21 protein-coding genes are annotated in these 24,794 nt (G+C 60.4%); 10 read left to right on the top strand and 11 right to left on the bottom strand.

All coding sequences use genetic code 11. The features are described 5' to 3' along the window. Positions 1-435: 435 nt before the first annotated feature. From V8J63_RS11625 to V8J63_RS11585, 9 genes are all read left to right on the top strand, one after another. Positions 436-1,200: a hypothetical protein gene (locus tag V8J63_RS11625; RefSeq protein ID WP_336464078.1), complete on the top strand. Its 765-nt coding sequence runs from the start codon at positions 436-438 to the stop codon at positions 1,198-1,200. A gap of 263 nt (positions 1,201-1,463) precedes the next feature. Then, positions 1,464-2,705: an SfnB family sulfur acquisition oxidoreductase gene (locus tag V8J63_RS11620; RefSeq protein ID WP_336464077.1), complete on the top strand. Its 1,242-nt coding sequence runs from the start codon at positions 1,464-1,466 to the stop codon at positions 2,703-2,705. Between the two features lie 27 nt (positions 2,706-2,732). After that, complete coding sequence (locus tag V8J63_RS11615; RefSeq protein ID WP_336464076.1) at positions 2,733-3,926, top strand: SfnB family sulfur acquisition oxidoreductase; 1,194 nt, start codon at positions 2,733-2,735, stop codon at positions 3,924-3,926. Next, positions 3,926-5,317, top strand: a complete 1,392-nt coding sequence (locus tag V8J63_RS11610) for an LLM class flavin-dependent oxidoreductase (RefSeq protein WP_336464075.1) — start codon at positions 3,926-3,928, stop codon at positions 5,315-5,317. Before V8J63_RS11615 ends, V8J63_RS11610 begins: the two co-directional genes overlap by 1 nt. Positions 5,318-5,402: 85 nt before the next feature. Next, complete coding sequence (locus tag V8J63_RS11605; protein ID WP_130902959.1) at positions 5,403-6,212, top strand: MetQ/NlpA family ABC transporter substrate-binding protein; 810 nt, start codon at positions 5,403-5,405, stop codon at positions 6,210-6,212. A gap of 2 nt (positions 6,213-6,214) precedes the next feature. Next, on the top strand, positions 6,215-7,336 hold the full coding sequence (locus V8J63_RS11600; RefSeq protein ID WP_130887593.1) for a methionine ABC transporter ATP-binding protein: 1,122 nt from the start codon (positions 6,215-6,217) through the stop codon (positions 7,334-7,336). Further along, positions 7,326-7,970, top strand: a complete 645-nt coding sequence (locus V8J63_RS11595; protein WP_039756400.1) for a methionine ABC transporter permease — start codon at positions 7,326-7,328, stop codon at positions 7,968-7,970. Before V8J63_RS11600 ends, V8J63_RS11595 begins: the two co-directional genes overlap by 11 nt. A 313-nt stretch (positions 7,971-8,283) precedes the next feature. Then, complete coding sequence (locus V8J63_RS11590) at positions 8,284-8,640, top strand: DUF6124 family protein (RefSeq protein ID WP_016772210.1); 357 nt, start codon at positions 8,284-8,286, stop codon at positions 8,638-8,640. A 105-nt stretch (positions 8,641-8,745) separates the two neighbouring features. Next, on the top strand, positions 8,746-9,372 hold the full coding sequence (locus V8J63_RS11585; RefSeq protein WP_110602223.1) for a class I SAM-dependent methyltransferase: 627 nt from the start codon (positions 8,746-8,748) through the stop codon (positions 9,370-9,372). Between the two features lies 1 nt (position 9,373). Here the strand turns inward: V8J63_RS11585 and V8J63_RS11580 are convergent, their stop codons facing one another. From V8J63_RS11580 to V8J63_RS11565, 4 genes are all read right to left on the bottom strand, one after another. Beyond that, positions 9,374-11,626 (bottom strand): glycoside hydrolase, encoded by a 2,253-nt coding sequence (locus tag V8J63_RS11580; RefSeq protein WP_336464074.1) that lies wholly within the window; start codon positions 11,624-11,626, stop codon positions 9,374-9,376. An 89-nt stretch (positions 11,627-11,715) separates the two neighbouring features. Continuing rightward, positions 11,716-14,778 (bottom strand): efflux RND transporter permease subunit, encoded by a 3,063-nt coding sequence (locus V8J63_RS11575; RefSeq protein WP_016772213.1) that lies wholly within the window; start codon positions 14,776-14,778, stop codon positions 11,716-11,718. Next, the gene (locus V8J63_RS11570; RefSeq protein ID WP_336464073.1) at positions 14,775-15,839 is read right to left on the bottom strand and encodes an efflux RND transporter periplasmic adaptor subunit; all 1,065 of its coding nucleotides are present in this window, start codon (positions 15,837-15,839) and stop codon (positions 14,775-14,777) included. Before V8J63_RS11570 ends, V8J63_RS11575 begins: the two co-directional genes overlap by 4 nt. Next, positions 15,836-16,939, bottom strand: coding sequence for an efflux RND transporter periplasmic adaptor subunit (locus V8J63_RS11565; RefSeq protein ID WP_024011162.1), 1,104 nt, complete (start codon positions 16,937-16,939; stop codon positions 15,836-15,838). The genes V8J63_RS11570 and V8J63_RS11565 overlap by 4 nt, the downstream gene beginning before the upstream one ends. 146 nt (positions 16,940-17,085) lie before the next feature. On the opposite strand from V8J63_RS11565, the gene V8J63_RS11560 reads away from it, so the two are divergent. After that, on the top strand, positions 17,086-18,246 hold the full coding sequence (locus V8J63_RS11560; RefSeq protein ID WP_336464072.1) for an AAA family ATPase: 1,161 nt from the start codon (positions 17,086-17,088) through the stop codon (positions 18,244-18,246). 47 nt (positions 18,247-18,293) lie between these two features. Here V8J63_RS11560 and V8J63_RS11555 read toward each other — a convergent pair whose 3' ends face one another. The 7 genes from V8J63_RS11555 to V8J63_RS11525 form a co-directional block, all read right to left on the bottom strand. Then, positions 18,294-19,166 carry a transporter substrate-binding domain-containing protein gene (locus V8J63_RS11555; RefSeq protein WP_123444096.1) on the bottom strand — a complete coding sequence of 291 codons (873 nt, stop codon included), beginning with the start codon at positions 19,164-19,166 and terminating at the stop codon, positions 18,294-18,296. Continuing rightward, positions 19,163-19,945, bottom strand: coding sequence for an amino acid ABC transporter ATP-binding protein (locus V8J63_RS11550; RefSeq protein WP_264364350.1), 783 nt, complete (start codon positions 19,943-19,945; stop codon positions 19,163-19,165). The genes V8J63_RS11555 and V8J63_RS11550 overlap by 4 nt, the downstream gene beginning before the upstream one ends. Next, complete coding sequence (locus V8J63_RS11545) at positions 19,942-20,601, bottom strand: amino acid ABC transporter permease (protein WP_336464071.1); 660 nt, start codon at positions 20,599-20,601, stop codon at positions 19,942-19,944. The genes V8J63_RS11550 and V8J63_RS11545 overlap by 4 nt, the downstream gene beginning before the upstream one ends. Next, the gene (locus V8J63_RS11540) at positions 20,582-21,247 is read right to left on the bottom strand and encodes an amino acid ABC transporter permease (protein ID WP_016772220.1); all 666 of its coding nucleotides are present in this window, start codon (positions 21,245-21,247) and stop codon (positions 20,582-20,584) included. The genes V8J63_RS11545 and V8J63_RS11540 overlap by 20 nt, the downstream gene beginning before the upstream one ends. Positions 21,248-21,911: 664 nt before the next feature. Next, complete coding sequence (locus tag V8J63_RS11535; protein WP_016772222.1) at positions 21,912-22,709, bottom strand: MetQ/NlpA family ABC transporter substrate-binding protein; 798 nt, start codon at positions 22,707-22,709, stop codon at positions 21,912-21,914. Positions 22,710-22,876: 167 nt separating this feature from the next. Then, positions 22,877-23,809: a sigma 54-interacting transcriptional regulator gene (locus V8J63_RS11530; protein WP_336464070.1), complete on the bottom strand. Its 933-nt coding sequence runs from the start codon at positions 23,807-23,809 to the stop codon at positions 22,877-22,879. 51 nt (positions 23,810-23,860) lie between these two features. Then, positions 23,861-24,442, bottom strand: a complete 582-nt coding sequence (locus tag V8J63_RS11525) for an alpha/beta hydrolase (RefSeq protein ID WP_336464069.1) — start codon at positions 24,440-24,442, stop codon at positions 23,861-23,863. Between the last annotated feature and the right edge of the window lie 352 nt (positions 24,443-24,794).

The following is a 24,794-nucleotide window of genomic DNA, read 5'->3' as shown; positions in this document are numbered from 1 at the left end:
TTCCACGGATGGAAGTTACCTCTACCCGGCATTTCAATCTTTTCTACATTTGTTACTAGCGAGCGCAGATATATATTGCGCAACGGTTACGCGCACCTCCGAATCGTCATATTTTCATACGTTTGCCTGCGAACAAACCCGCGCAAAACCCTGCGCAATAGCCATTTATCTGTAGCTGGTTTCGCGCGTACCACTAGGCATATTGCCTAAGTGACGTAGGAGCTTTCTGATTAACTTGTAATTCACGCATTAACTAAGCCGCTCTATTGACACCCCTCTCCGCAGACTTTTATCTAGTCGGCAACCGGCGCCAATTAGTTCAAACAACTCGCACTAAAACCGAACAAATAGTTCTCGCTTTTATTGCCAGTTGATTCGCGTCTTTTTTGTTTTCCAGAAACGGATTTCGCTGCAAGACTTCAAGGAGAGAAACCGATGACCCGCACTTCGCATACACCCGAACTTGCAGCGCCAACGCTGGCATGCGCACAAAAAACCGGCATCAACCAGGCGACAGCGGCCCATCTGCTGATCGATGTACCGCCCTACCGCGACATGGACGTTGGCGATCTGATCGAACTGTTCTGGAACAAATGCTATGTCGCGTCAAAAGTCCTCAGCGCAGACGATGTGGGTGAGTCGGTCAGCCTGCGGGTGCCGGAGAGTTTCATCACCAATGGCACCGCGCGCATTCACTACCGCGTGATGCAGGTCGGCCAGGGTCCGGCACTGTCGGCGGCGACCCGGGTGCAGGTCAAACTCGATTGCCCCGGTGGCCAGCCCACTGGGCAGTGCGAAGACGAAAACCAGCAACTGGCACCAGTGACCATCCCCGAAGCGATTCGCCGTCAAGGCGTGAATCCCAGCCAGATCAAACGCGGCGTGCCGCTGACTATAGAGCCTTACCTGAACATGGCAGAAGACGACGCCATCACATTGCGCTGGGGCGATGTGCGCATGGATCTGGCGCCAGTCACTTCGGCCGATGTCGGGCTGCCGATTCAGGTCTGGGTGACACCGGCGATCATTGTCGAAGCGGGCGAAGACCTGCGGCTGGACGTGACCTACTGCATCCTCGACCGGGTCGGTAACAACTCGCGCTGGGCACCGCCGCGCACGTTGAAAATCGGTTGCGTGAATCCGTACGTAAAAGTCCCGTTGAAACCCGAATTCAAGGCTGCCGAATCGCGTACCAAGTGATACCTGCCCAAGGTGGGAGGTCAGACACCTCTCACCCAAAACTCGTTAACCAAGCCGAACATCCTCCCTTCTATGTATATTCCTAAAAGATAGTTTATTTAATTTTTATACACGCTTAGGGTATATGCACCGGACCACCGGACATTCTTTCAATCGCCGCACTTCGCGGCGTTTTTCATGAGATGTGAGGTAGGTATGGTCCGGAACACAATCACCCCAGTGCAGATCGCCAGGGCATTGCGTGCAGCCAGGGAGCGGCACTGATGTCCAGTCTGGCAGATGCGAATCTGCAGTCCGATCTGGACATCGCCCCACTGTTGTTGCCCGCGCAAGTACTGCGCAACGACGCTCAAGCCATCAAGGCCGCCTTTGATCTGGCGCAAGCCGCCCGAGTGCAGGCGGCCAAACGCGACCGGCAGCGCAAGCTGCCGTGGTCGGAAATCGAACAGTTCACCCGCAGCGGTCTGGGCAGTATTGCCATCCCGCGTGAATACGGTGGCCCGCAGGTTTCCTTCGTCACATTGGCCGAAGTATTCGCGATCATTTCTGCCGCCGACCCGGCGCTCGGACAAATCCCGCAGAACCAGTTCGGCATCATCCATCTGCTGCTCGGCACCGCCACCCAAGCGCAGAAAAAGCAGCTGTTCCAGAGTGTTCTGGAAGGCTGGCGCATCGGCAATGCCGGCCCGGAACGCGGCACGAAAAACACCCTGGAACTGAAGGCGCGAATCAGCGCCGACGGCGACGATTACGTAATCAACGGCCAGAAGTTCTACTCCACCGGCGCGCTGTTTGCGCATTGGGTCGCGGTGAAAGCGCTCAACGATGACGGTAAACAGGTGCTGGCCTTCGTCCGGCGCGGCACGCCGGGGTTGCGCATCGTCGATGACTGGTCGGGCTTCGGTCAGCGCACCACCGCCAGCGGCACGATCCTGCTGAACAACGTGCGCGTCGAGTCGAGCCTGGTCATCGACAACTGGAAGATCAACGACAAGCCGAACACCCAGGGCGCAGTGTCGCAGCTGATTCAAGCGGCTATCGACGCCGGCATCGCCCGTGGCGCCATCGACGACGCCATCGACTTCGTCAAAACCCGCGCACGGCCATGGACCGACGCCAAGGTCGAGCGCGCCAGCGATGACCTCTACGTGATTGCCGATATCGGCAAACTGAAAATCGAACTGCACGCCGCCGAAGCGCTGCTGCGCAAGGCCGGCAAAGTGCTCGATGACGTCCACGCCGCGCCGCTGACTGCCGAATCCGCCGCACGCGCTTCGATCGCCGTGGCCGAAGCAAAAGTGCTGACCACCGAGATTTCGCTGCTGGCCAGCGAAAAGCTCTTCGAACTGGCCGGCAGCCGCGCGACCCTCGCCGAATTCAATCTCGACCGCCACTGGCGCAACGCCCGCGTGCACACCCTGCACGACCCGGTGCGCTGGAAATATCACGCGGTCGGCGCCTATCGCCTGAACGGCACTTTGCCGGCTCGCCATTCCTGGATCTGAGACGACCAGTCATCTGGAGAACCCCCTATGACGCTTTCCCATCACGTCGCGCTCATCACCAGCGATGAGCAAGCCCTGATCGTCGCCAGCGACCTGGCCGAAGATTTCAAACGCGACAGCGCCCTGCGCGACCGCGAACGCCGCCTGCCATTGGCCGAGCTGGAAGTGTTTTCCCGCTCCGGCCTGTGGGGCATCAGCGTGCCGAAAGAATATGGCGGCGCAGGTGTTTCCAACGTCACCCTGGCCAAAGTCATCGCCCTGATCGCGCAGGCGGACGGCTCGCTCGGGCAGATTCCGCAGAACCATTTCTACGCACTGGAAGTGCTGCGCGTGAATGGCAGCGATGAACAGAAAAAGCGCCTGTACGCCGAGGTCCTCGCCGGCCAGCGCTTCGGCAATGCGCTGGCGGAACTGGGCACCAGAACCGCTCACGACCGCGTCACCAGCCTCGAACGCGACGGCGCTGGTTATCGCATCAACGGTCGCAAGTTCTACTCGACCGGGGCGATTTACGCGCAGCGCATCCCGACCTCAGTGGTCGATGAAAATGGCGTGCAGCAACTGGTCTTCGTACCGCGCGAAAGCAAGGGCCTGACGGTAATCGACGACTGGAGCGGCTTCGGCCAGCGCACCACTGGCAGTGGCTCGGTGGTGTTCGAAGATGTGTATGTAGCGGCTGAAGATGTGCTGCCGTTCCAGAGCGCTTTCGAACGCCCGACCACGGTCGGCCCGCTGGCGCAGATTCTCCACGCCGCCATCGACACCGGCATTGCCCGCGCCGCTTACGAAGACGCCTTGCATTTCGTGCGCAGCAAGACCCGTCCGTGGATCGATTCCGGCAACGACACGGCCACCGAAGATCCGCTGACGCTGAAGAGTTTCGGCCACTTGAGCATTCGGCTGCACGCCACCGAAGCCTTGCTCGAACGTGCCGGCGAAATCCTCGATGCCGCGCAAGCCGACACCAACGCGGAAACCGTCGCCGCCGCCTCGATCGCAGTCGCCGAAGCGCGGGCGATCAGCACGGAAATTTCCCTCGCCGCTGGCAGCACCCTGTTCGAACTGGCCGGCAGCCAGGCGACGCTGAGTGAACACGGCCTCGACCGGCACTGGCGCAACGCGCGCGTGCACACCCTGCACGACCCGGTGCGCTGGAAATATCACGTCGTGGGCAATTACTACCTCAACGATGAAAACCCTCCGCTGCGAGGGACGATCTGATGACTGCTGCGAGAAAGAAGATTCTGCTCAACGCGTTCAACATGAACTGCATCGGCCACATCAATCACGGCCTGTGGACGCACCCGCGCGACACCTCGACCCGCTACAACACGATCGAGTACTGGACCGAACTGGCGCAGTTGCTTGAGCGTGGATTGTTCGATGGCTTGTTCATTGCTGACATCGTCGGCGTCTACGACGTCTACCAGAACTCGGTGGACGTCACGCTGAAAGAGTCGATCCAGTTGCCGGTCAACGATCCGCTGCTGCTGGTTTCAGCAATGGCCGCCGTCACCAGAAACCTCGGCTTTGGCCTGACTGCCAATCTCACTTACGAGCCGCCGTATCTGTTCGCCCGACGCATGTCGACGCTCGATCATCTGAGTCGCGGCCGGGTCGGCTGGAACATCGTCACCGGTTACCTGGACAGCGCCGCCAAAGCCATGGGCCTGCGCGAACAGGTCGAACATGACCGCCGCTACGACCAGGCCGAAGAATATCTGCAAGTCTTGTACAAGCTCTGGGAAGGCAGTTGGGAGAACGGCGCGGTGCGCAACGATCGCGAGCAGCGCATCTACGCCAACCCGGACAAAGTGCACAAGGTCGAGCACCAGGGCGAGTTCTATCAGGTCGAGGGTTATCACCTCTGCGAGCCATCACCGCAGCGCACGCCGGTGCTGTTTCAGGCCGGTAGCTCCGACCGCGGCTTGCTGTTTGCCGGGCGCCATGCCGAGTGCGTGTTCATCAGCGGCCAGAACAAACCATCGACCAAAATGCAGGTCGACAAGGTCCGCGCCAGCGCCGTCGAAGCCGGGCGCAATCCTCAGGACATCAAGGTGTTCATGGGCCTCAACGTGATCGTTGGCGCCACAGAAGAAGCGGCGTGGGCCAAGCATGCCGAGTACCTCAGCTATGCCAGCGCCGAAGCCGGCGTGGCGCACTTTTCCGCGTCTACCGGCATCGACTTTGCCCAGTACGAAATCGACGAACCGATCCAGTACGTGAAGAGCAACGCCATTCAATCGGCAACAAAAAACCTGCAGAACAATGACTGGACCCGGCGCAAATTGCTCGACCAGCACGCCCTCGGCGGCCGTTACATCACCGTGGTCGGTTCGCCCGAGCAAGTGGCGGATGAACTCGAATCGTGGATCGCCGAAACCGGTCTGGACGGCTTCAACCTGACCCGCATCGTCACCCCGGAAAGCTATGTCGATTTCATCGAACTGGTGATTCCCGAGTTGCAGCGGCGCGGCTCGTACAAGACTGCGTATGACAGCGGCACCTTGCGCGAGAAGTTGTTTCACGGCGAGGCGCAGTTGCCTGAGCAACATACCGGCTCTTCGTACCGGCATCAGAAGCTTCGCGAGCAGGCTCGCTCCCACATTTGAAATGCGTGCCTCTGTGGGAGCGAGCCTGCTCGCGAAGAGGCCCTCCCCGGCACAACAAATTCATGCACTGACTGGAAAAACAACCATGACCAAAAAAACCCTGTCCCACCCAGTCAAAGCACTGGCCCTGGCGTTCGGCCTGTTCAGCTCGGCGCTATTCGCTGCCGACGCCCCGTTGAAAATCGGCACCACCGCCGCTTTCGCCATTCCGCTGGAAGCCGCCGTCGAGGAAGCTTCCAAACAAGGCCTGAAAGTCGAGCTGGTGGAATTCACCGACTGGATCGCGCCCAACGTCAGCCTCGCCGCTGGCGACATCGACGTGAATTACTTCCAGCACATCCCGTTCCTGGAAAATGCCAAAGCCGCGTCCGGTTTCGATCTGGTGCCATTCGCTCCTGGGATCATCAACAACGTCGGCCTGTATTCGAAGAAATACAAAAGCTTCGATGAACTGCCCGAAGGCGCCAGCGTCGCCATCGCCAACGACCCGATCAACAGCGGTCGCGGTCTGCAATTGCTCGCCAAGGCCGGTTTGATCACCCTGAAACCGGGCGTCGGTTACAAGGCCACCGAGGACGACATCGTCGCCAATCCGAAGAAGATCAGGATCCTTCAGGTCGAAGCCGTGCAGCTGGTGCGCGCCTATGACGACGCCGACCTGGTCCAGGGTTATCCAGCCTACATCCGTCTGGCGAAGACCTTTGATGCCGGCTCGGCGCTGCTGTTCGACGGTCTCGATCACAAGGAATACGTGATCCAGTTCGTCATCCAGCCGAAGAGCAAAACCGACCCGCGCCTGATCAAGTTCGTCGACATCTATCAGCATTCGCCGGCCGTTCGCGCGGCACTGGACAAGGCCCACGGCAAGCTCTATCAGGCCGGTTGGGAAAGCTGAACATGACCGCAGCGATCCAACGGCGACTGGAGCTTCCAGAGCCACACAATGCTGAAAAAACCGAGCTGCATCCCGAGTTGAATCGCGCCCACGTACGCTTTATTGGCGTGGGCAAAACCTACAACGGCCGACAAGGTCCGGTCGCGGCCTTGCAGGGCATCGACCTGGCGATTCAACGCGGCGAAGTGTTCGGCATCATCGGCCGTAGCGGCGCCGGCAAGTCGTCGCTGATTCGCACGATCAATCGTCTCGAACAGCCGACTTCAGGACGGGTGTTGATCGATCAGGTCGATATCGGCGAGTTCGATGAAGACCGCCTCGTCGCCCTGCGCCGGCGCATCGGCATGATCTTCCAGCACTTCAATCTGATGTCGGCCAAGACCGTCTGGCAGAACGTCGAGTTGCCGCTGAAAGTCGCCGGCGTGCCGAAGGAGCAGCGCGACAACAAGGTTCGCGAACTGCTCGAACTGGTCGGCCTGCACAGCAAGCACAAGGCGTACCCGGCGCAACTCTCAGGCGGGCAGAAACAGCGTGTCGGCATCGCCCGTGCGCTGGTGCATGACCCGGACATTCTGCTCTGCGATGAGGCGACATCGGCGCTGGATCCGGAGACCACGCAGTCGATCCTCGGCCTGCTGCGCGAGATCAACAAACGCCTGGGCCTGACCATTGTGCTGATCACTCATGAGATGGCGGTGATTCGCGAGATATGCGACCGCGTTGTCGTGCTCGAGCACGGCCATGTGGTCGAACAAGGCCCGGTGTGGCAAGTGTTCGGCAATCCGCAACACGCAGTCAGCCAGACCTTGCTCGCACCGCTGCAACACGCCTTGCCGGAAGAACTGCAGAGTCGTTTGCTGACGCAATCAACGGCTTCAAATGCAGCGGTGGTGTTGCGTTTGCAGTTCACCGGCAGTGCCGCTGATGAGCCGGATCTGGCCGCGTTGTTTGCGGCATTGGGTGGCCGAGTGAAGCTGCTTCAGGGCGGCGTCGAACGAATTCAGGGACACGCGCTGGGGCAGCTTTTACTGGCCGTCAGCGGTTCGGCGTTCAGCGCCGAGCAATTGCGCGAACGCGCCGGGCAATGGGCGCAACGAGTGGAGGTATTGGGCTATGTGGTTTGATCGCTTGCTGCAGGGTTTCATCGACACCTTTTTGATGGTCGGCGTGTCGTCGCTGATCGCGCTGCTGGTGGGGATTCCCATGGCGGTGATTCTGGTCACCAGCGACAAGGGCGGGATCTATGAGGCGCCACTGTTGAACCGTGCGCTGGGCGCCTTCGTCAATCTGTTCCGCTCGATCCCGTTCCTGATCCTGATGGTCGCGCTGATTCCATTCACCCGCCTGATCGTCGGCACCACCTATGGCGTGTGGGCCGCTGTGGTGCCGCTGACAATCGCCGCAACGCCGTTCTTCGCGCGGATCGCCGAAGTGAGTCTGCGCGAGGTCGATCATGGTCTGATCGAAGCCGCGCAGGCCATGGGTTGCCGGCGCTGGCACATCGTCTGGCATGTGCTGCTGCCCGAGGCGCTGCCGGGGATTGTCGGCGGTTTCACCATCACCCTGGTGACGATGATCAACTCATCGGCCATGGCTGGCGCGATTGGTGCGGGCGGGCTGGGGGATATCGCCTATCGTTACGGCTATCAGCGCTTCGATAGCCAGATCATGTTGACGGTGATCGTCTTGCTGGTGGCGCTGGTGGCGGTGATTCAGTTGGGTGGCGACAGGCTGGCGCGGGGGCTGAATAAGCGCTAAGGTCGATGGCGGCAGGTGGCCATCAACCAGGCCCATGTGATCGCAGTATTTTGGGCAACGCCCTTCGCAAAAATCAGATGCTTCCTACACCACTTTTGTCGTTTCGCCAGCCCGAAGCACGCGGGTTTGCAGGACGATTCCTAGAATAATTTGCCCGCTTGTACCCGAAATATCCTGTAGCTAATCTCCGGTCGTCACTGTTTTGCGGTGACTGGATTCAGTTGTCCGGCCGGCAACTGATCCGCGTGCAGCCGCCGTCCTGCTCGTTTAGTCGCGAAATGGTTGGCTCCCACTTGAAGTCAGGAGTTTACCCATGGAAAAGAAACTTGCCGATCCGCCACTCAGCCTTACCTCAAGCAAGCGGTTCACCGAGGATTTGCTCAAGGATCGCTCTGCACTGTGCCGCGCCGTCGACTCACATCTGGCCGGCAATCAGGTCACGTTGGCTGGACAGAAACGCGTCTACAGCATCAGCGAAGATGTGACGCTGGAGGACGCCCAACTGTATGTTGCCGATCTGCTGCGCTGCGCTTCGGTGACCGTCCATCAATGCGGTGACCAGCTCGGGGGCGCGGATCGGGCCATGGTGTTCTCGGTCTGGCATCTGCTGGAAATGGCCAAAGCGATGATGGACCGCTCGATCGATTGTCTGGGAGCCAAGCAGCACTGAAACCTGGCACCCATCGCCGCCTGCACTGGCCCCAGCGCAGGCGGCGTTTTTTTGCCGGTGAAAAAGCTTATAGTCCGCCCTCACACCGCCAATACAGCGCCGATCATGAAGCAAACCCCCAGCGACCTCGAACAGATCACCGCCACTACCCTCGGTCACTACAACTCGGTGGCTGAGGATTTCCGCGAAGGCACGCGCGACCACGATGTCAGCCAGAACATCGAGGCCTTGCTGCGCCACATTCACGGTGAAGCACCCTTCTCGATTCTCGATTTCGGCTGCGGTCCGGGCCGGGATTTGCAAACCTTCACGCGCATGGGCCACGTCGCGATCGGCCTTGATGGCTCACAGGAATTCGCGCGCATGGCCCGCCAGGACAGCGGTTGCGAAGTCTGGCAGCAGGATTTTCTCAAGCTTGATCTGCCGGCCGAGCGCTTCGACGGCATCTTCGCCAATGCCGTGCTGTTTCATGTGCCGTTGCAGGTGTTGCCGCAAGTGCTACGGCAACTGCACGGCACCTTGAAACCGGGTGGCGTGCTGTTCAGTTCCAATCCGCGTGGCGACAACCAAGAGGGCTGGAACGGGCCGCGCTATGGCTCGTATCACGATCTCGAGGCCTGGCGCGGCTTGCTGACGGCGGCGGGGTTTGTCGAGCTGGAGCATTACTACCGGCCTGCGGGCTTGCCGCGCGAACAGCAGCCGTGGCTGGCGAGCGTGTGGCGCAAAGTCTGAATCAGGGCGCCGCTTGTACCTGATACCGGTTGACGCTGCCGTCCGCCAACAGTGCAGTCATGCTGTGTCCCGGTAACGTCCGGCCCTGCCAATTGCGTGGAGCGGCGTCGAAATTGGCCAGCAGTCGCGTGCCGTCGGCAAACGTCGTCTGCTGGACCAGGCGATCCTCGCTCAACCAGTCAAAAGCGGTCAGCGCTTGCGTCGCCAGACGTTCGTGCAGCGGACGAAAGAATCGATCCTGACGCACGATCAGCGGCAAGCGCTGATCAAGGCTGGCCGCACTCAGGTGGTACAGCGGCGGTACGTTGTAGAGCAACTGCGTGAGCTCGTTTTCCACCCGCACGTCGCTCAGTTTCAGGTTATCGAACAACCAGTGATGACTGGTGATGACAGAGCCGTGGAACACCGCCTGATACAGCGGTAAACGGCTGGCGGGGGCGAAATGAACGCGTCGGTAGTCAGCCTTCAATCGGGTCGGTTTGAAGAACACCGCAGGCTGCTCCGGTGGGTACCATTGGCCGACGAAAAAGTCCGCTGTGCCCGGCTGATGCATGTCGCGATCGCCCCAGCCGATCACTGGCGTCTGCATGCCATGTGCGAACAAGACCCCCTGAACGGTGGCGGCATTGCCATCCTCGGAGCCGCTCGGCAGCTGCAACACCTCGTTGATCCAGCGCGATGCTCCGACGTTGCCCGCGGCATTCTGCGCCTGGGTCATCGGTGCGCCGGGACGATAACTGTCAAAGAGCATCCCAGCGGCATAGGCATCGAGAAACCAGCTGTTGAACCAGGCAACCTTCTGGATTGCATCGATGCGCCGCTCAAGCAACGGTCGCACACATCGCGGATCGGTATAGTGACCGGACTGCTGAAACCCGCTTTTCAGCGCACCGTTTTCCTCCACGATCGCACACTTGGTATTGGCCCGATCGCCGAGGTGCGCGGTGGTCCAGTCCGGATTTTCGTCCTCGCGCAACGCGGTTTCGTAGGAGTCATAGGGGGCAATCAGATATCCCGCAGAGACGGCGGCGCGCACCGCCTCCGGGTGCCAGAGTCCACCTTCCCAGCCCTCGCCGAGCCCAAGCCATAAACGCGAAAGTCCAGCGCTCTGCAAGCGTTCAATGGTTCGCCGCGACAAGGTGCGCCCCCAGCGCGCAGGATCAGGCGCCAAAGTATCCTTCAGAACAACGGCCAGCTGCACGCGCACCTCAGCGTACCCGTTGACCAGCGCCTGCATGTCCGGCACCGCACGCGCCTGCCAGGTTTTGCGCGCCTGAACGTTCAGCGCGCGATTGAGACTGCGCAGCATCACAGTCTGTTGATAGCGATTGAGTACGGTCTCGCTGGCGAGCAACCGCAGCGCTTCAGGATCCATCGCTGCCCGAAGTTCACTGACCAGCACACCCGAGCCGCGCAACCGGGCAATCAGCAGCGGCCAGTTGCGCACATCGTCAGGGCCGAGCAGGTCGTTGCCCCATAGATAGACATGCGCGGCACCGATCAGCTTGGCGGCTTGCGGGGTCTTGATCAGCTTGTTCGCCAAGGTTTCATATTGATCGCTTTCAATGAGCCACTGCTTGTAGCGTTTGGCCCCGTCCAAGGGATCGAGAGTGCCGAGAAACAGGCTGAAGGTCAGCGGTTTTGAGGGTTCAAGCGAAGTAAATCGATGCCGGGCCGACAGCCCCAGCGCATCGCCATTGGCCTTGAAGCGCAGTTGGTTGTTGTAAGGATTGGTCAGCAACCAGTGCAGGCTGAACTTCTCGTACTCCATCCCCCAAAGCGGCAGGCTCAAGTCCTGGGTGGTATCGAGCGCGCCCTGCGCGAGCAGGAACTTCTGCCACACCCGGTCACCGCGCGGCACGTAGCGCCCCTCGGCAAGCGGCCAGATCAGCGCCTGGCCCATTGCACTGGTGGGCTGATGAATAAACTCGATTTGCGAGGGCGAGTTAGCCGTAATCGAAAACGTCAGGTCACGCTGGTCCAAGTCAACACTGAGCAACCATCGCCCGTCGTCCCATTGCCAATCGATGCGATTGCCGCGCCTGACCATGTCGCTGACCTTGTGCCGCAGCACACCGGCCGAGGCCTGCACCGGCGCAGCGCCGGCAGCTTCAACGCGCACCGCCAGCGTCGCAGGATCGACCTGCACCCGCCAAAGCTGGTTTTCCAGCAGCACTTCGGCCAGTACTGCCGGCGACAGGCTCAAGCCAGCGAGCAGCAACCATCCGCGTAACCAGCCGGAAACAGTCGACATGGCACGTCCCTCTTCGAATGAAGAAGGGACGTTAGCGCAGTCCGCTCACCCTGTAAGTCAGACCTTTCCCAAAGATCGCAGGGGCTAGCTCACTGCGCCGGCTTTTCATCCTTCTGCGGTTCGCGAATCTTGTACCAGGCCACATACAGCGCCGGCAGAAACAACAGCGTCAGCAGCGTCGCCACGACGATGCCACCAATCATTGCGTAAGCCATCGGCCCCCAGAACACTTCGCGGGCGATCGGGATCATGCCCATGCTCGCTGCCGCTGCGGTCAGCAGGATCGGCCGGCGCCGGTGTTCGGTGGCTTCGACCACGGCGTCCCACGGCGCATAGCCTTTCTGCTCGAACTCATCGATCTGCGTCACCAGAATCACCGAGTTGCGGATGATGATGCCGATCAGCGCGAGAATCCCGAGGATCGCCACGAAGCCCATCGGCGTGCCGGTCGGCACCAGCGCCAGGACCACACCAATCAACCCCAGCGGCGCGACACTGGCGACCAGGAACATCTTCTGCACGCTGTGCAATTGGATCATCAGGAACGTCGCCATGAGGAACAGCATCAGCGGCAGCACCTTGGCAATCGGTCCCTGGGCCTTGCCGCTTTCCTCGACCGTACCGCCGGTGGCGACCTTGTAGCCGACCGGCAGCTTCGAGGCAAAAGCGTCGATCGACGGCTTGAGCAATTTCACCAGATCGGTCGGCTGAATCTCGTCGCGCACCGAGGCCTTGATGGTGATGGTCGGCAAGCGGTCGCGACGCCAGACTAGCGGTTGTTCCAGTTCATAGCGCACGGTGGCGAACGCCAGCAGCGGAATCGAGGTGCCGCTCGGCGTGACGATCTGCAGGTTCTGCAGGGTTTCCGGCGTGCCGCGTTCGGAATCCACAGCGCGACCGACCACGTTGATCAGGTAGATGTCGTCATTGACCTGGGTCAACGGCGAGCCGCTGACAATGCTGTTCATCAAGTTGGCCACATCTTCTGAGGACAGCCCGAGTTGCCGCGCCTTGTCCTGGGCGATGTCGATGCGCAGGACTTTGCCCGGCTCGTTCCAGTCGTAGATGATCTCGCCGATGTGCGGGTTCTTGTCCAGTTCAGTGGCCAGGTCGATGGCGTGTTTGCGCACCTGATCGACATCTTTGCCGCTAACTCGATACTGAATCGGACGCCCCACCGGCGGGCCCATTTCCAGGGCCTGCACGTAACTGCCGATGCCGACGAAGTCCTTGTGCAGGCGCTCGCGCAAGCGCTGGCTGAGGGCCTCGCGGGCTTCGAAGTCCTTGCTGACGATCACCAGCTGCGCGTAGTACGGGTTCTGCAATTGCTGATCCAGCGGCAGGTAGAAACGAATCGCGCCCTGACCGATGTAAGTGCTCCAGCGCACGATGTCCGGGTCGCCCTTGAGCGTCGCTTCGAGCTTGTCCACCGCTTTGCGGGTTTCGTCGATCGAGGCGTTTTGCGGCAGGTTCAGGTCGACCAGAATTTCCGGGCGGTCGGAAGCGGGGAAGAACTGGTTCTGCACGAAACGCATGCAGAACACCGCCAGTACGAACAGCAGCACGGTGACGCCGATCGCCCACCAGCGATTACGCATGGCCCACAACAGACCGCCATTGAACGCCCGGCCAACGCGACCCGGCTCGGCGTCATGGGCCTTTACCTTGTCGCTGAGAATATGCACGCCAATCACTGGTGCGAAGAACACCGCGACCACCCACGAGACGATCATCGCCACGGCAATCACCGCGAACAACGTGAAGGTATATTCACCCGCCGAACTGGCGTTGAGGCCGATGGGCACAAAACCGGCGACAGTCACCAGCGTACCGGTGAGCATTGGGAACGCCGTCGAGGTGTAGGCGAACGTCGCCGCCTGCTCCTTGCTCTCGCCCATTTCCAGGCGCGTAACCATCATCTCCACGGTGATCATCGCATCGTCCACCAGCAGGCCGAGGGCGATGATCAGCGCGCCGAGGGAAATCCGCTGCATGGTGATTCCGCTGTATTCCATGAACACAAACACCATCGCCAGCACCAGCGGAATCGAGCAGGCCACCACCAGACCGGCGCGCACGCCGAGGCTGATGAAGCTCACCACCAGCACGATGATGACCGCTTCGAACAGCGCGCTGGTGAAACCGCCGACGGCCTCTTCCACCACCACCGCCTGATCGGAAACGGTGTGCACGCCGACGCCGACCGGCAAGTCAGCGGTGAGCTGGTCGATGCGCTCGTGCAGCGCCTTACCGAATTCCTGAACGTTGCCGCCCTTCTGCATGGCAATCGCCAGGCCGATCGCCGGTTTTCCGTCGAAGCGGAATTCCGGTGTCGCCGGATCGACGTAGCCACGGCTGATCTCGGCGATGTCGGCCAGACGATAGAAGCGATCGTTGAGTTTGAGATTGACCTCGGCCAGATCCTTCTCCGACTCGAACTGGCCCGAGGTGCGCACGGAGATCCGCTCCGGCCCCGCCTCGATCACCCCGGCCGGAGTCACTGCGTTCTGCGATTGCAGGCTCTGCACCACTTGGCGCTGGTCGATACCCAGTGCGGCGAGTTTGCGCGTGGAGAAGTTCAGGTAAATCGTTTCGTCCTGCTGGCCGACCATTTCGATCTTGCCCAGCCCCGGCACGCTGCGAATTTCGGCGCGCGCCTGTTCCACGTAATCGCGCAACTGGCGCATGGTCAGGCCGTCGGCGGTGAAGGCGTAGACCGAGCCGTACACGTCACCGAACTCATCGTTGAACCCCGGCCCCTGAATGCCCTGGGGAAACTGGCCGCGAATGTCGTCGATCTTCTTGCGCACCTGGTACCAGATTTGCGGGATGTCCTCAGCGCTGGTGGTGTCGCGCAGGTACACGTACACCGTCGATTCGCCGGGGCGGGTGTAGCTTTTCACATAGTCGAGAGAATCGAGCTCTTCGAGTTTTTTCTCGATGCGGTCGGTGACCTGCTTGAGGGTTTCTTCCTGGGTCGCGCCGGGCCATTTGGTCTGGATCACCATGGTCTTGATGGTGAAGGACGGGTCTTCTTCGCGGCCGAGATTGAAGTACGAGAACACCCCCATCAGCAGCCCGACGAACATCAGGTACCACACGAAAGACTGGTGCTTGAGGGCCCATTCGGAGAGGTTGAAAGAGCCTTTCATTGACTGTCCTCGTCAAGTTTTACCGATTGTCCGGGTTTGAGACTGTTGACGCCGGCGCTGACCACGCGCTCGCCATTCTGCACGCCACCGGCCAGCACCACGCTGTTGTCGCCACGGCTGACCACGCTGACGTCGCGCGGGTTGACGGTTTTGTTTTGCGTATCGATCACCCAGATGCGGGTTTTGCCGTCGATTTCCTGCAACGCCGTCAGCGGCAGTTCGATGCGCGGTTTGATCGCCGAGCTAAGGGTCACGCTGATCGCGGTGCCGAGGCGGAAACCGTCCGGCGTATCCGACAGGGTCAGGCGCGCGCGGCGGGTGCGTGTGGCGCTTTGCGCCTGGGGTTCGATTTCGCGAATGATCGCCGTGGTGTTGATGCTCGGGTCGAGTTGCGCAGCCACCGAGAACACCACGTCGCTGGGCAACTGATCGACCAGCGTATCAGGCAGGTCGATCACCGCTTCCTTGATGTCCGGTTGTGCCAGCGTCACCACTTGTTGCCCAGCGGTCACCACTTGCCCGGCTTCGGCGTTCCACGCGGTGACCACAGCTTTGTGATCGGAGCGCAGCTCGGTGTAGCTCAGTTGATCCTTGCTCTGGCTGACCGCCGCGCGTGCCTGATCAAGCGAGGCCTGAGTGGTTTTCAGATCGGTGTTGGCGACGTCCAGTTGCGCCTGCGCACCGACGCCGCGATCGAACAGCGCTTGCTGACGACGTGCATTGGCCTGGGCGTTGATCAGTTGCGCCTGGATTCTCGCCAGATCGCCCTGCGCCGAACGCAACTGGTTCTGCTGGTCGGATGGGTCGAGAGTGGCAAGCAACGTGCCCTTCTGCACCTCGGCGCCGACATCGACGTTGCGACTGGCGATGCGTCCACCGACGCGGAAACCGGTGTTGCTCTCGTAACGCGCCTGAATGCTGCCGGCAAAGCGCCCGAGGCTTTCTTCGTTGAGCGCTTTGACCGTGACCGACAGCACCGGACGTACCGGTTCCGGCGGCGTTTCCTTTTCCGAACAAGCGCCCAGCAGCAGCGCCATGCACAACAGGCCGAGGCGCTTCATGGCTGCGCTCCCGGTTGCAGATCCTTGTAGGTGTTTTCGGCAATCTCGACTTTCATGCCGGGGTGCAGCAACTGGCCGCCGGCGACAATGACTTTCTCGCCGCCCTTGAGACCTTCGCTGATGATCACTTTGCCGGTCAGGTAGCGACCGACCGTGACCGTATGCAACTGCGCCTCGCCCTTGTCATCGACCAGCCATACCGCCGGGTCGCTGATGTTTTTCGTCAGCGCCGACCAGGGCAGTTCCACCGCCGATTTGCCGGTGCCCTTGGCGGTGGCACTGACCACCGAACCGAGCTGCATGCCCGGCGGCAGCTTGTCGAGGCTGACCTTGACCTGCACGGTGCCCGATTGCGCCGACACCGATGGCGTGATCTCACGCACGGTACCGGTGGTTTTGATCTCGGGGTTGTCGAGCAGGCTGACCACGATCGAGCGATCGGACGGCCGCTCGGCCAGCAGCGATTCGTAGACATTGAACACCGCGTCGCGGTCGCCATCGCGGGCGAGGCTGAAAATCGGCGCGGTGGCCTGCACCACTTGGCCGACTTCGGCCTGGCGCTCGGTGATCACCCCGGGTGCATCGGCGATCAGTGCGGTGTAGCTGAGCTGGTCCTTGGCGTTGGCCAGCTGCGCCTGCGCCGCGCTCAATGCGCTCTGGCTGCTGCGCAGCGCGGCTTGTGCCGAATCGTATTCGCTCTGGCTGGTGTAGCCCTTGGGCAGGAGTTTTTGCTGACGCACGAAAGCGGCTGCCGCTTGCTTCACGCGGGCCTGTTCGGCGACGACCTGGGCCTGAGCGGAATCGACGTTGGTCTGCAGATCTTTCGGATCAAGTTTGGCCAGCACCTGCTTGGCCGTGACGCGGTCGCCGACATCGACCATGCGCTGGATGATCTTGCCGCCGACGCGGAATGACAACTGGGTCTGCACCCGCGCCTGCACATCACCGGTGAGGGTCACCGCGGCGGCGTAGTTGGCCGGTTCGACCTCTTGCACAAAGACCCGTGGCAAGTATTCCTGAGCAGGTTTCTTGTCGCCGCATGCGGTGAGCAACGCCATGGCGCTCACGGCCATCAGCACTTTCAATCCGGGACCCGCCATGCACACTCCTTGGCCTTAAATGCTGCTGTCGAGACGATACGACTTCAGAGCTTAGAACAGGGTTCCACGGTTGCGGGCGCCAACACCAGATTTATCTCATTAAAGGTATGCTGCCCGCGTATCGCAGTGACCCGGAGAAGGATTTCATGCTCAACACCCTGGCGGTGGCCAATTACCGCTCGATCAACAAACTGGTGATTCCGCTCGGGCGCCTGAACCTGATTACCGGGCCCAACGGCAGCGGCAAGTCCAACCTCTATCGCGCCTTGCGCCTGCTGGCGGAAACCGCCCAGGGCGGCGTGGTCAATGCGCTGGCGCGTGAAGGCGGGCTGGACTCGACGTTCTGGGCCGGACCGGAAACCATCAGTCGACGCATGCGCAACGGTGAGGTAGCGATCGAGCCGACGGTGCGCCACGGCGTGAAAAGGTTGCGACTGGGATTCGCCGGCGAGGATTTCAGCTACGCCATCGGCCTGGGCCTGCCGGAGCCAAGCACTTCATGCTTTGCCCTCGACCCGGAGATCAAGCGTGAGTGCATCTGGGCCGGCCCGGTGTTTCGCCCGGCGAGCCTGCTGGTCGATCGCAACGGTCCGATGATCCGCGCCCGCGAAGGTCGCGCCTGGGATGTGCTGGCGCAACACACGCCGAACTTCGACAGCCTGTTCGACCAGGTCGGCAATCTGCGCAGCTCGCCAGAAGTATTCCAGATGCGCGAATTCATCCGCCGCTGGCGCTTTTATGATCACTTTCGCAGCGATGCCGACGCGCCGGTGCGTCAGCCGCAACTGGGCACTCGCACGCCGGTGCTGCACCACGACGGCCGCGATCTGGCGGCGGCCTTGCAGACGATTATCGAGATTGGCGATCCGCAGGCGTTAACAGCGGCGATCAGCGATGCGTTTCCCGGCGCGCGACTGAAAATCGCGCCGTTGGCCCGTGGACGCTTCGCTATCGAGTTTTATCAGGAAGGCTTGTTGCGGCCATTGTCGGCGGCGGAATTGTCAGACGGAACCTTGCGCTATCTGCTGCTGGTTGCGGCGTTGCTGACACCGCGACCGCCGACACTAATGGTGCTCAACGAACCGGAAACCAGCCTGCACCCGGACCTGCTGCCGGCGCTGGCAAGGCTGATCATTCGCGCTTCGGAGCAGTGTCAGGTGTGGGTGGTGTCACATGCACGGCGCCTTATCTCGGCGTTGCAGGAAGACCCGGAATGCAATTGCATCGTGCTGGAGAAGACGCTGGGCCAGACCGGGATTGTCGGGCAGCGGGTGCTGGATGAGCCGGCGTGGCATTGGCCAGACTAGCCCATTCGATCGTTCCCACGCTCTGCGTGGGAGCGATCAACAGGCAATCACCCCTGCCACTTGCCCCCTTCAACAATCACACTCTCAGGCCGGGTGTCATCACTCAGCTCTTTGCGCACATATTGGTCATACAGCTTGAGCAGGTACTTCTCCTCGCCCAATTTGGCCAATTCGCTGTTGACCCAATCACGCAACTCGAGATTGCCCTTTTTCACTGCAGGCGCAATCGGCGCCTCGGCTCCGAGCTTTTCCTCAAGCACGCGATACCCCGGGTTCTGCTTGGCCCAGCTGAACAGCACGAGATTGTCCTGCGCATAGGCATCGCCACGACCATTGGCCAGGGCTTGCAGCGACTCGGAGTTTTTCTCGAACTTGAGCAGTTTCCAGTCCGGGTGGTTCTTGGTCAGCCAGATATCCGCGGTGGTGCCGGTGGTGACAATCGTGGTGCGCGTCGCCAGATCATCCAGTTTTTTCACTGAACTGCCCTGCGGCACCAGCGCCTGCACGGCCACCTTGAGGTTCGGGTTGGTGAATTCCACCGCTTCCTTGCGCTCCGGGGTGACGGTCATGTTGGCGAGGATCAGGTCGACCTTGTCGCTCTGCAAAAACGGAATGCGACTGGCCGGCTCGACGGCGACGAACTCGACCTTGTTTTCGTCGCCGAGCAGATCTTTGGCGAGGCGCCGGCCAATGTCGGTGTCGAAGCCGACGTAGCGCCCGGCCTCATCGACGAAACCGAACGGGGGCTTGTCGGTAAATACACCAACGATCAATTTGTCGCGGGCCTTGATCTTGTCCAGATAACCCGAGGGCGCGGGGCTTTCGCTGGCGACTTTCGGCTTTGGTGGCTCTTCGGTCTTACCGCAACCGGCAAGCAAGGCGAGGCTGAGCAGGGGCAGTAACAAAGCGGCAGTTTTCATAGCAGTTCCAGTTCCTTTTTCGGATTCGATTCTGGCGATGTGGCAACGAAGGAGAACTTCTCCAGAAACTGCTGCGCGCGTGCGGTTTGCGGGTTCGTAAAGAAAATCTCGGGTGGGGATTGTTCGAGGATGCGCCCGGCATCCATGAACACGATGCGGTCGGCCACCGCGCGGGCGAAGGCCATTTCGTGAGTGACGATCAGCAGGGTCATGCCTTCGCGAGCCAGACCCTGAATGACTTGCAGCACTTCCTTGACCATTTCCGGGTCGAGGGCGGCGGTGACTTCGTCGAAGAGCATGACCCGTGGATTCATGCACAGCGAGCGAACAATGGCGATGCGTTGCTGCTGGCCGCCGGAGAGCTGACGCGGGAAAGCATCGCGCTTGTCCAGCAGGCCAACACGCTCAAGCAGGGCTTCAGCCTGCTGTTGCGCTTCGCGGCGCTGACGCTTCTGCACCTTGAGCGGGCCGAGCAGCAGATTGTCGAGCACGCTCATATGCGGGAACAGGTGATAACTCTGGAACACCATGCCGATCTGCTGGCGAATTTCGCGCCAGTCAGTGGCCTTGTCCAACAGCTCTCGGTCGAGGAATTTCAGGCTGCCGCTGTGGGCCTCTTCCAGACCATTGAGGCACCGCAGCAAAGTACTTTTGCCGCAACCGCTGGGACCAAGAATGACGAGTACTTCGCCGCTCTGCACTTGCAGGTCGATGCCATCGAGCACCTGCTGCGCGCCATAGAATTTGTTGAACCCGTGAAACTCGATCAGTGCGCTCATGCTTGCGTCCAGCGCCGCTCCAGCACGCGCGAAGCGGCCGAGAGCGGGTAGCAGATGAAAAAGAAAAACAGGAACAGCGCACCGTAAATCAGTACCGATTCGTAGGTGCGCTCGATGATCTGCTGACCGACCTTGATCACATCGACGACGCCGATCAGTACCGCCAGGGAACTGGTCTTGATGATCCGCGTATAGACATTGATGGTCGGCGGCGTCATGCGCTTGAGCGCTTGCGGCAGCAGCACGTAGCCATAGAGTTGGGCCGCATTGAGGCCGATCGACAGCCCCGCTTCACGCTGTCCGCGCGGCAACGAATGCAGCGCACCGCGCGCTACCTCGCCAACTTCGCTGGCGCCCCACAGCGACAGCACCAGCACCGCGCACCAGAAGCTCGGCAGGCTCAGACCGAAGAAAATCGGCAGACCGAAGAACAGCAGATACAACCAGACCAGCACCGGAATTGCCCGGAACAGCTCCAGATAGATACGCAAAACCGCGTTCAACCACGTTACGTTCAAAGTGCGCAGAACACCGTAGAGCACACCGCCGATCGTGCTGATGGCGATGCTCAGAAACGAGATCGACAACGTTTGCCCGGCGCCTTTTGCCAGTTGCGGCAACGACACCCAGAGCAGTTCAAGACCCGAACTGGCCATGCTGGAGCCTCCTTTCCAGACGGCTGAGCAACAGCGACAGCGGCAAGAACAGCAGCACGCAGATCAGCGTCAGCACGGCGAGCATTTCGTAGGTTTTGTAATAGAGCGCGATGTAGCTTTTGGTGGTGTAGAGGATTTCCGGCACCGCTACCGCCGAGACCACGGTGGTTTCCTTGAGCAGGAAGATGAAATTGGCGAACAGCGACGGCAAGCTGAGGATCCCCGCCTGCGGCAGGATCACATAGCGCAGCAACTGCCCGTGGGACAGGCCAATCGACCGCCCGGATTCCAGTTGCGCCTGGGGCACCGCATCGATGCCGGCGCGCAGCACTTCGGTGAGGTAGGCGCCACCAAGGAAGGTCATGGTGATGATTGCCGCAGTGAAACCGGAAACCTGGATCCCCACCGCCGGCAACGCGAAGTAGACGAAGAACAGCTGAATCAGCAACGGCGTGTTGCGCGCCAGCTCTACGTAGAGGCCGACCAGTTTTTGCAGGTATGGCGTGCGAAACACCAGAATCGTCGCGTTGAGCAGCGCCACCAACAGCGAAGTGGCGATCGCAATCAAACCGACCTGCAGAGTCACGCCGACGGCTTTGAGAAAAGCCGGCAGAGTGCTGAGGATAAAGGCGTAGTCGAAAGTCATGAAGCGTCCTGACGCTGCTTGGTAAGCGGCGATGATGCAATCCATGGACGGCGGATGGCCGTCCGGCAGGCACTGACTTTATAGGTATAAAAACCATAATTTAAATACCTTTAAAGCATATTGATATCACCCAAAAAACTATCCTGTGGGTTTGCCGGGAAGGAATAAGACGGCTATTTTTCTTTGCGCTGTAGGACGGATCTTTTTTCCACGAAAGACCTCCAAGGAACCACAGCTTTTGGCCAGACTCTCCGGCCCATTCACCACAAGGAAGAACAACATGGACGTAAAAGTGCCGCAGCGGCTGGATCCGCAGGACATTGTGAAATTGCTGGTGGCGTTGAGACGGGCGTTGAAGACCACAGCGTAAATCAAAAGCCCCTCACCCCAGCCCTCTCCCGGAGGGAGAGGGGGCCGACCGAGGTGTCTCGCGTTGTACATCGACCTGGAAGATCTTGGCGATTATGGCTTGGCTGGGCTTCAGCGATGCTGGATTCAGAGCGATACGTTCAGGTCGGCGTATCTCTCGAATATCCCCGTATCGGTTCCCTCTCCCTCTGGGAGAGGGTTAGGGTGAGGGGCTTTTTAACGCACACACAAAAACGCCGATGACCATCAAGGCCATCGGCGTTTTTGCATCTGAAGCAGATTCACTCAAGTCAGATCAGAACGCCGGCAACACCGCGCCGCTGTACTTCTTCTCGATGAACGCTTTGACTTCCGGGCTGGTCAGGGCCTTGGCCAGTTTCTGGATCGCGTCGCTGTTCTTGTTGTCCTCACGGGCAACCAGGAAGTTCACGTACGGCGAGTCAGCACCTTCGATCACCAGCGCGTCTTTCTGCGGGTTCAGCTTGGCTTCCAGCGCGTAGTTGGTGTTGATCATGTCCAGATCAACTTCCTTCAGCACGCGCGGCAGCAGGGCCGATTCCAGTTCCTTGAACTTGAAGTTGTGCGGGTTCTTGGCGATGTCTTTCGGCGTTGCCAGAGCGTTTTTCGGATCTTTCAGTTCGATCAGGCCGGCCTTTTGCAGCAGGATCAGGGCGCGGCCGCTGTTGCTGCCTTCGTTGGGGATGGCGATGGTTGCGCCGTCCGGCAGTTCAGCCAGGGTCTTGTACTTGCTCGAGTAGCCACCGAACGGTTCAACGTGGACGCCCTGCACGGTCACCAGATATTTGGATTTGTCGTCCTTGTATTTGCCCTGGTTGAAGCTGTTCAGGTACGGCAGGGTCTGGAAGTAGTTGGCGTCCAGACGCTTCTCGCCGACCTGTACGTTCGGTTGCACATAGTCGGTGAAAACCTTGATTTCCAGATCCACGCCCTCTTTGGCCAGGGTCGGTTTGATCAGCTCAAGGATTTCAGCGTGGGGCACCGGCGTTGCGGCAACTACCAGTTTCTCGCCGGCGTTGGCGAAAGAAGCCGTCAGAGCAGCCGCCAATGCGGTAAACAACAGAACCTTTTTCATGCAGTGTCCTTATCGAAAATCACGGTCGTCATCGACGACGGCATTTAATACGTGTGCCAGTGAAGTGATATCGCTGGCGTGAGGCGGACAATACCCGGATTTTTTATTCCCGGACAATAACGTTTATTCAGCTTCATATTCCATTTTGTTCATGTTGAAGAAAACGCTCACACCGCCTCGCTCAAGCGAATCAGCCAGTCTTTCAAGGCCTTACGCTCTGCACTGCTACCACCTATATGGGTCTGCCTGACCAGACGTTCGATCTGAACCTGCGGCGCAGACGCGTCCGGCAGGTTCAGATGTTCCGGCAGGATCTCGTCGCCGGTGCTGACCAGCAGGGCAAAGTGGATGACGTTTTCCAGTTCGCGAGTGTTGCCCGGCCAGCTGTGTTGTTCGAGCATATGTTGCGCGGCTTCGCTGATCAGCGGCACGGGCAAGTCGAGACGCTGGCTGTAGATGCCAAGGAAATACTCGGCCAGCGAGAGGATGTCGCCGGTGCGCGCGCGCAACGCCGGCAGCTCCAGATGACCCTCGCTGAGGTAGTGATAGAGCCGCTCGTGGAATTTTCCGGCGTCCACGGCCTGGGCCAGATCGATGCTGGTCGCCGCAACCAGGCGCACATCCACCGGGCTCGGCTGATGCGCACCGACGCGGGTGACTTCGTGGTTTTCCAATGCCGCGAGCAACTTGATCTGGATGGGCAGCGGCAGATCGCCGATCTCATCCAGGTACAAGGTGCCGCCGTTGGCCGAACCGAACCAGCCGGCGCGGCTGCTGGCCGAACCGCTGTAGCTGCCGGCGGCGTAGCCGAACAGCTCGGCGTCGGCGTAAGTCGGGCTGATCGCGCCGCAGTTCACCGAAACGAACAGACCGCTGCGATCACTGGCGCGGTGGATATGCCGGGCGAGCAGCTCTTTACCGGTGCCAGTCTCACCGCGAATCAGCACTGAAATCGAACGGGGAGCCAGCTGCTCCAACTCCTCGCGCAATTGCCGCGAGCGTGGGTCGACGAACACCAACGCCTTGGCGCGAATGCTCAGGGGGCTTTTTTCCGCATCGGGAAAGGTCAACAAGGGCTGACCGAAGGTTTCGAGACTCATGGCAGGCTCCCGCCCAAAACCGCCAACCGACGGGGGCGTTGAATAGTAAGGTCAGGCGCGACGGCGGGCGTGATGTTCCAGACGGTTTTGCAGGCGATAGAGATAGGCAAATCCCTGCTCCCAACGCTGATGCCCGGACTTGACGTTGATGTGCCCGGCCCCGGCGAGAATCCCCGCCTCCGCGCCCCAGTTGCGCGCCAGTTCCAATGCGCGCGGCGCACTGACGGCGGCGTCGTTGTCGGAGCTGACGACCTGACTGGGGAATGGCAACAGGTCCCTCGGAATCGGTGCGAAGTTGCGCAGCGCTGGCGCGCAGGCAGGACGCTCGACATCGGCCGGCGCGACCAGCAACGCCCCGCGCACCTGACGCAGGTACTGCAACGGCGCAGTCGCCGCCCAGTGGGCAACGGTGATGCAGCCGAGGCTGTGAGCGATGAGAATGACCGGCGTGCTGTCGGCGGCAATCGCTTCGGCCAGCGCGGCGACCCAGTCCTCACGGCGCGGCGTCAGCCAATCGGCCTGCTCGACCCGCGCGCTGTTTGGCAGGCTGTTCTGCCAATGGCTTTGCCAATGATCTTCTGGCGATCCTTGCCAGCCCGGCACAATCAGGTAGCGGATTGATTCGTTGCGCATGGGGAGCTCTCCTGCGTCGTGTCTGTTCCGGGTCGAGTATAGGGAGCGGAGTTATATTGGTTAAGGAATAAGAAGCTATTTATTAAGACCTGTATCGAATATGTGATTTGTGTAGGGCATAAGATTCCTCCCCCTCACCCCAACCCTCTCCCCCAAGGGGGCGAGGGGGGAAAGGGAGCCGATCTTCAGGTTCTTCAAATCTTGAGTTCGATTGGATTTCTCATATCGATGTATAGCCGCCAGACACCCCGGTCAGTCCCCTCTCCCTCCGGGAGAGGGCTAGGGTGAGGGGCTTTTTCAAAAACCGAACGCAAAAAAAGGGCCGCACCCTGCCAAGGAGACGGCCCCGGAA

This window comes from Pseudomonas sp. CCNWLW23, assembly GCF_037095675.1.
GTDB lineage: Bacteria > Pseudomonadota > Gammaproteobacteria > Pseudomonadales > Pseudomonadaceae > Aquipseudomonas > Aquipseudomonas atacamensis.
The sequence above is the reverse complement of the archived record's forward strand: the minus strand, read 5'-3'. Positions and strand labels throughout refer to the sequence as shown.

Coding starts and splice junctions, on each gene's coding strand:
- V8J63_RS11575 (WP_016772213.1), bottom strand. CDS start 14,778: ATGAAAGGCTCTTTCAACCTCTCCGAATGGGCCCTCAAGCACCAGTCT.
- V8J63_RS11625 (WP_336464078.1), top strand. CDS start 436: ATGACCCGCACTTCGCATACACCCGAACTTGCAGCGCCAACGCTGGCA.
- V8J63_RS11600 (WP_130887593.1), top strand. CDS start 6,215: ATGACCGCAGCGATCCAACGGCGACTGGAGCTTCCAGAGCCACACAAT.
- V8J63_RS11610 (WP_336464075.1), top strand. CDS start 3,926: ATGACTGCTGCGAGAAAGAAGATTCTGCTCAACGCGTTCAACATGAAC.
- V8J63_RS11540 (WP_016772220.1), bottom strand. CDS start 21,247: ATGACTTTCGACTACGCCTTTATCCTCAGCACTCTGCCGGCTTTTCTC.
- V8J63_RS11535 (WP_016772222.1), bottom strand. CDS start 22,709: ATGAAAAAGGTTCTGTTGTTTACCGCATTGGCGGCTGCTCTGACGGCT.
- V8J63_RS11555 (WP_123444096.1), bottom strand. CDS start 19,166: ATGAAAACTGCCGCTTTGTTACTGCCCCTGCTCAGCCTCGCCTTGCTT.
- V8J63_RS11560 (WP_336464072.1), top strand. CDS start 17,086: ATGCTCAACACCCTGGCGGTGGCCAATTACCGCTCGATCAACAAACTG.
- V8J63_RS11570 (WP_336464073.1), bottom strand. CDS start 15,839: ATGAAGCGCCTCGGCCTGTTGTGCATGGCGCTGCTGCTGGGCGCTTGT.
- V8J63_RS11595 (WP_039756400.1), top strand. CDS start 7,326: ATGTGGTTTGATCGCTTGCTGCAGGGTTTCATCGACACCTTTTTGATG.
- V8J63_RS11565 (WP_024011162.1), bottom strand. CDS start 16,939: ATGGCGGGTCCCGGATTGAAAGTGCTGATGGCCGTGAGCGCCATGGCG.
- V8J63_RS11525 (WP_336464069.1), bottom strand. CDS start 24,442: ATGCGCAACGAATCAATCCGCTACCTGATTGTGCCGGGCTGGCAAGGA.
- V8J63_RS11605 (WP_130902959.1), top strand. CDS start 5,403: ATGACCAAAAAAACCCTGTCCCACCCAGTCAAAGCACTGGCCCTGGCG.
- V8J63_RS11585 (WP_110602223.1), top strand. CDS start 8,746: ATGAAGCAAACCCCCAGCGACCTCGAACAGATCACCGCCACTACCCTC.
- V8J63_RS11620 (WP_336464077.1), top strand. CDS start 1,464: ATGTCCAGTCTGGCAGATGCGAATCTGCAGTCCGATCTGGACATCGCC.
- V8J63_RS11545 (WP_336464071.1), bottom strand. CDS start 20,601: ATGGCCAGTTCGGGTCTTGAACTGCTCTGGGTGTCGTTGCCGCAACTG.
- V8J63_RS11615 (WP_336464076.1), top strand. CDS start 2,733: ATGACGCTTTCCCATCACGTCGCGCTCATCACCAGCGATGAGCAAGCC.
- V8J63_RS11550 (WP_264364350.1), bottom strand. CDS start 19,945: ATGAGCGCACTGATCGAGTTTCACGGGTTCAACAAATTCTATGGCGCG.
- V8J63_RS11590 (WP_016772210.1), top strand. CDS start 8,284: ATGGAAAAGAAACTTGCCGATCCGCCACTCAGCCTTACCTCAAGCAAG.
- V8J63_RS11530 (WP_336464070.1), bottom strand. CDS start 23,809: ATGAGTCTCGAAACCTTCGGTCAGCCCTTGTTGACCTTTCCCGATGCG.
- V8J63_RS11580 (WP_336464074.1), bottom strand. CDS start 11,626: ATGTCGACTGTTTCCGGCTGGTTACGCGGATGGTTGCTGCTCGCTGGC.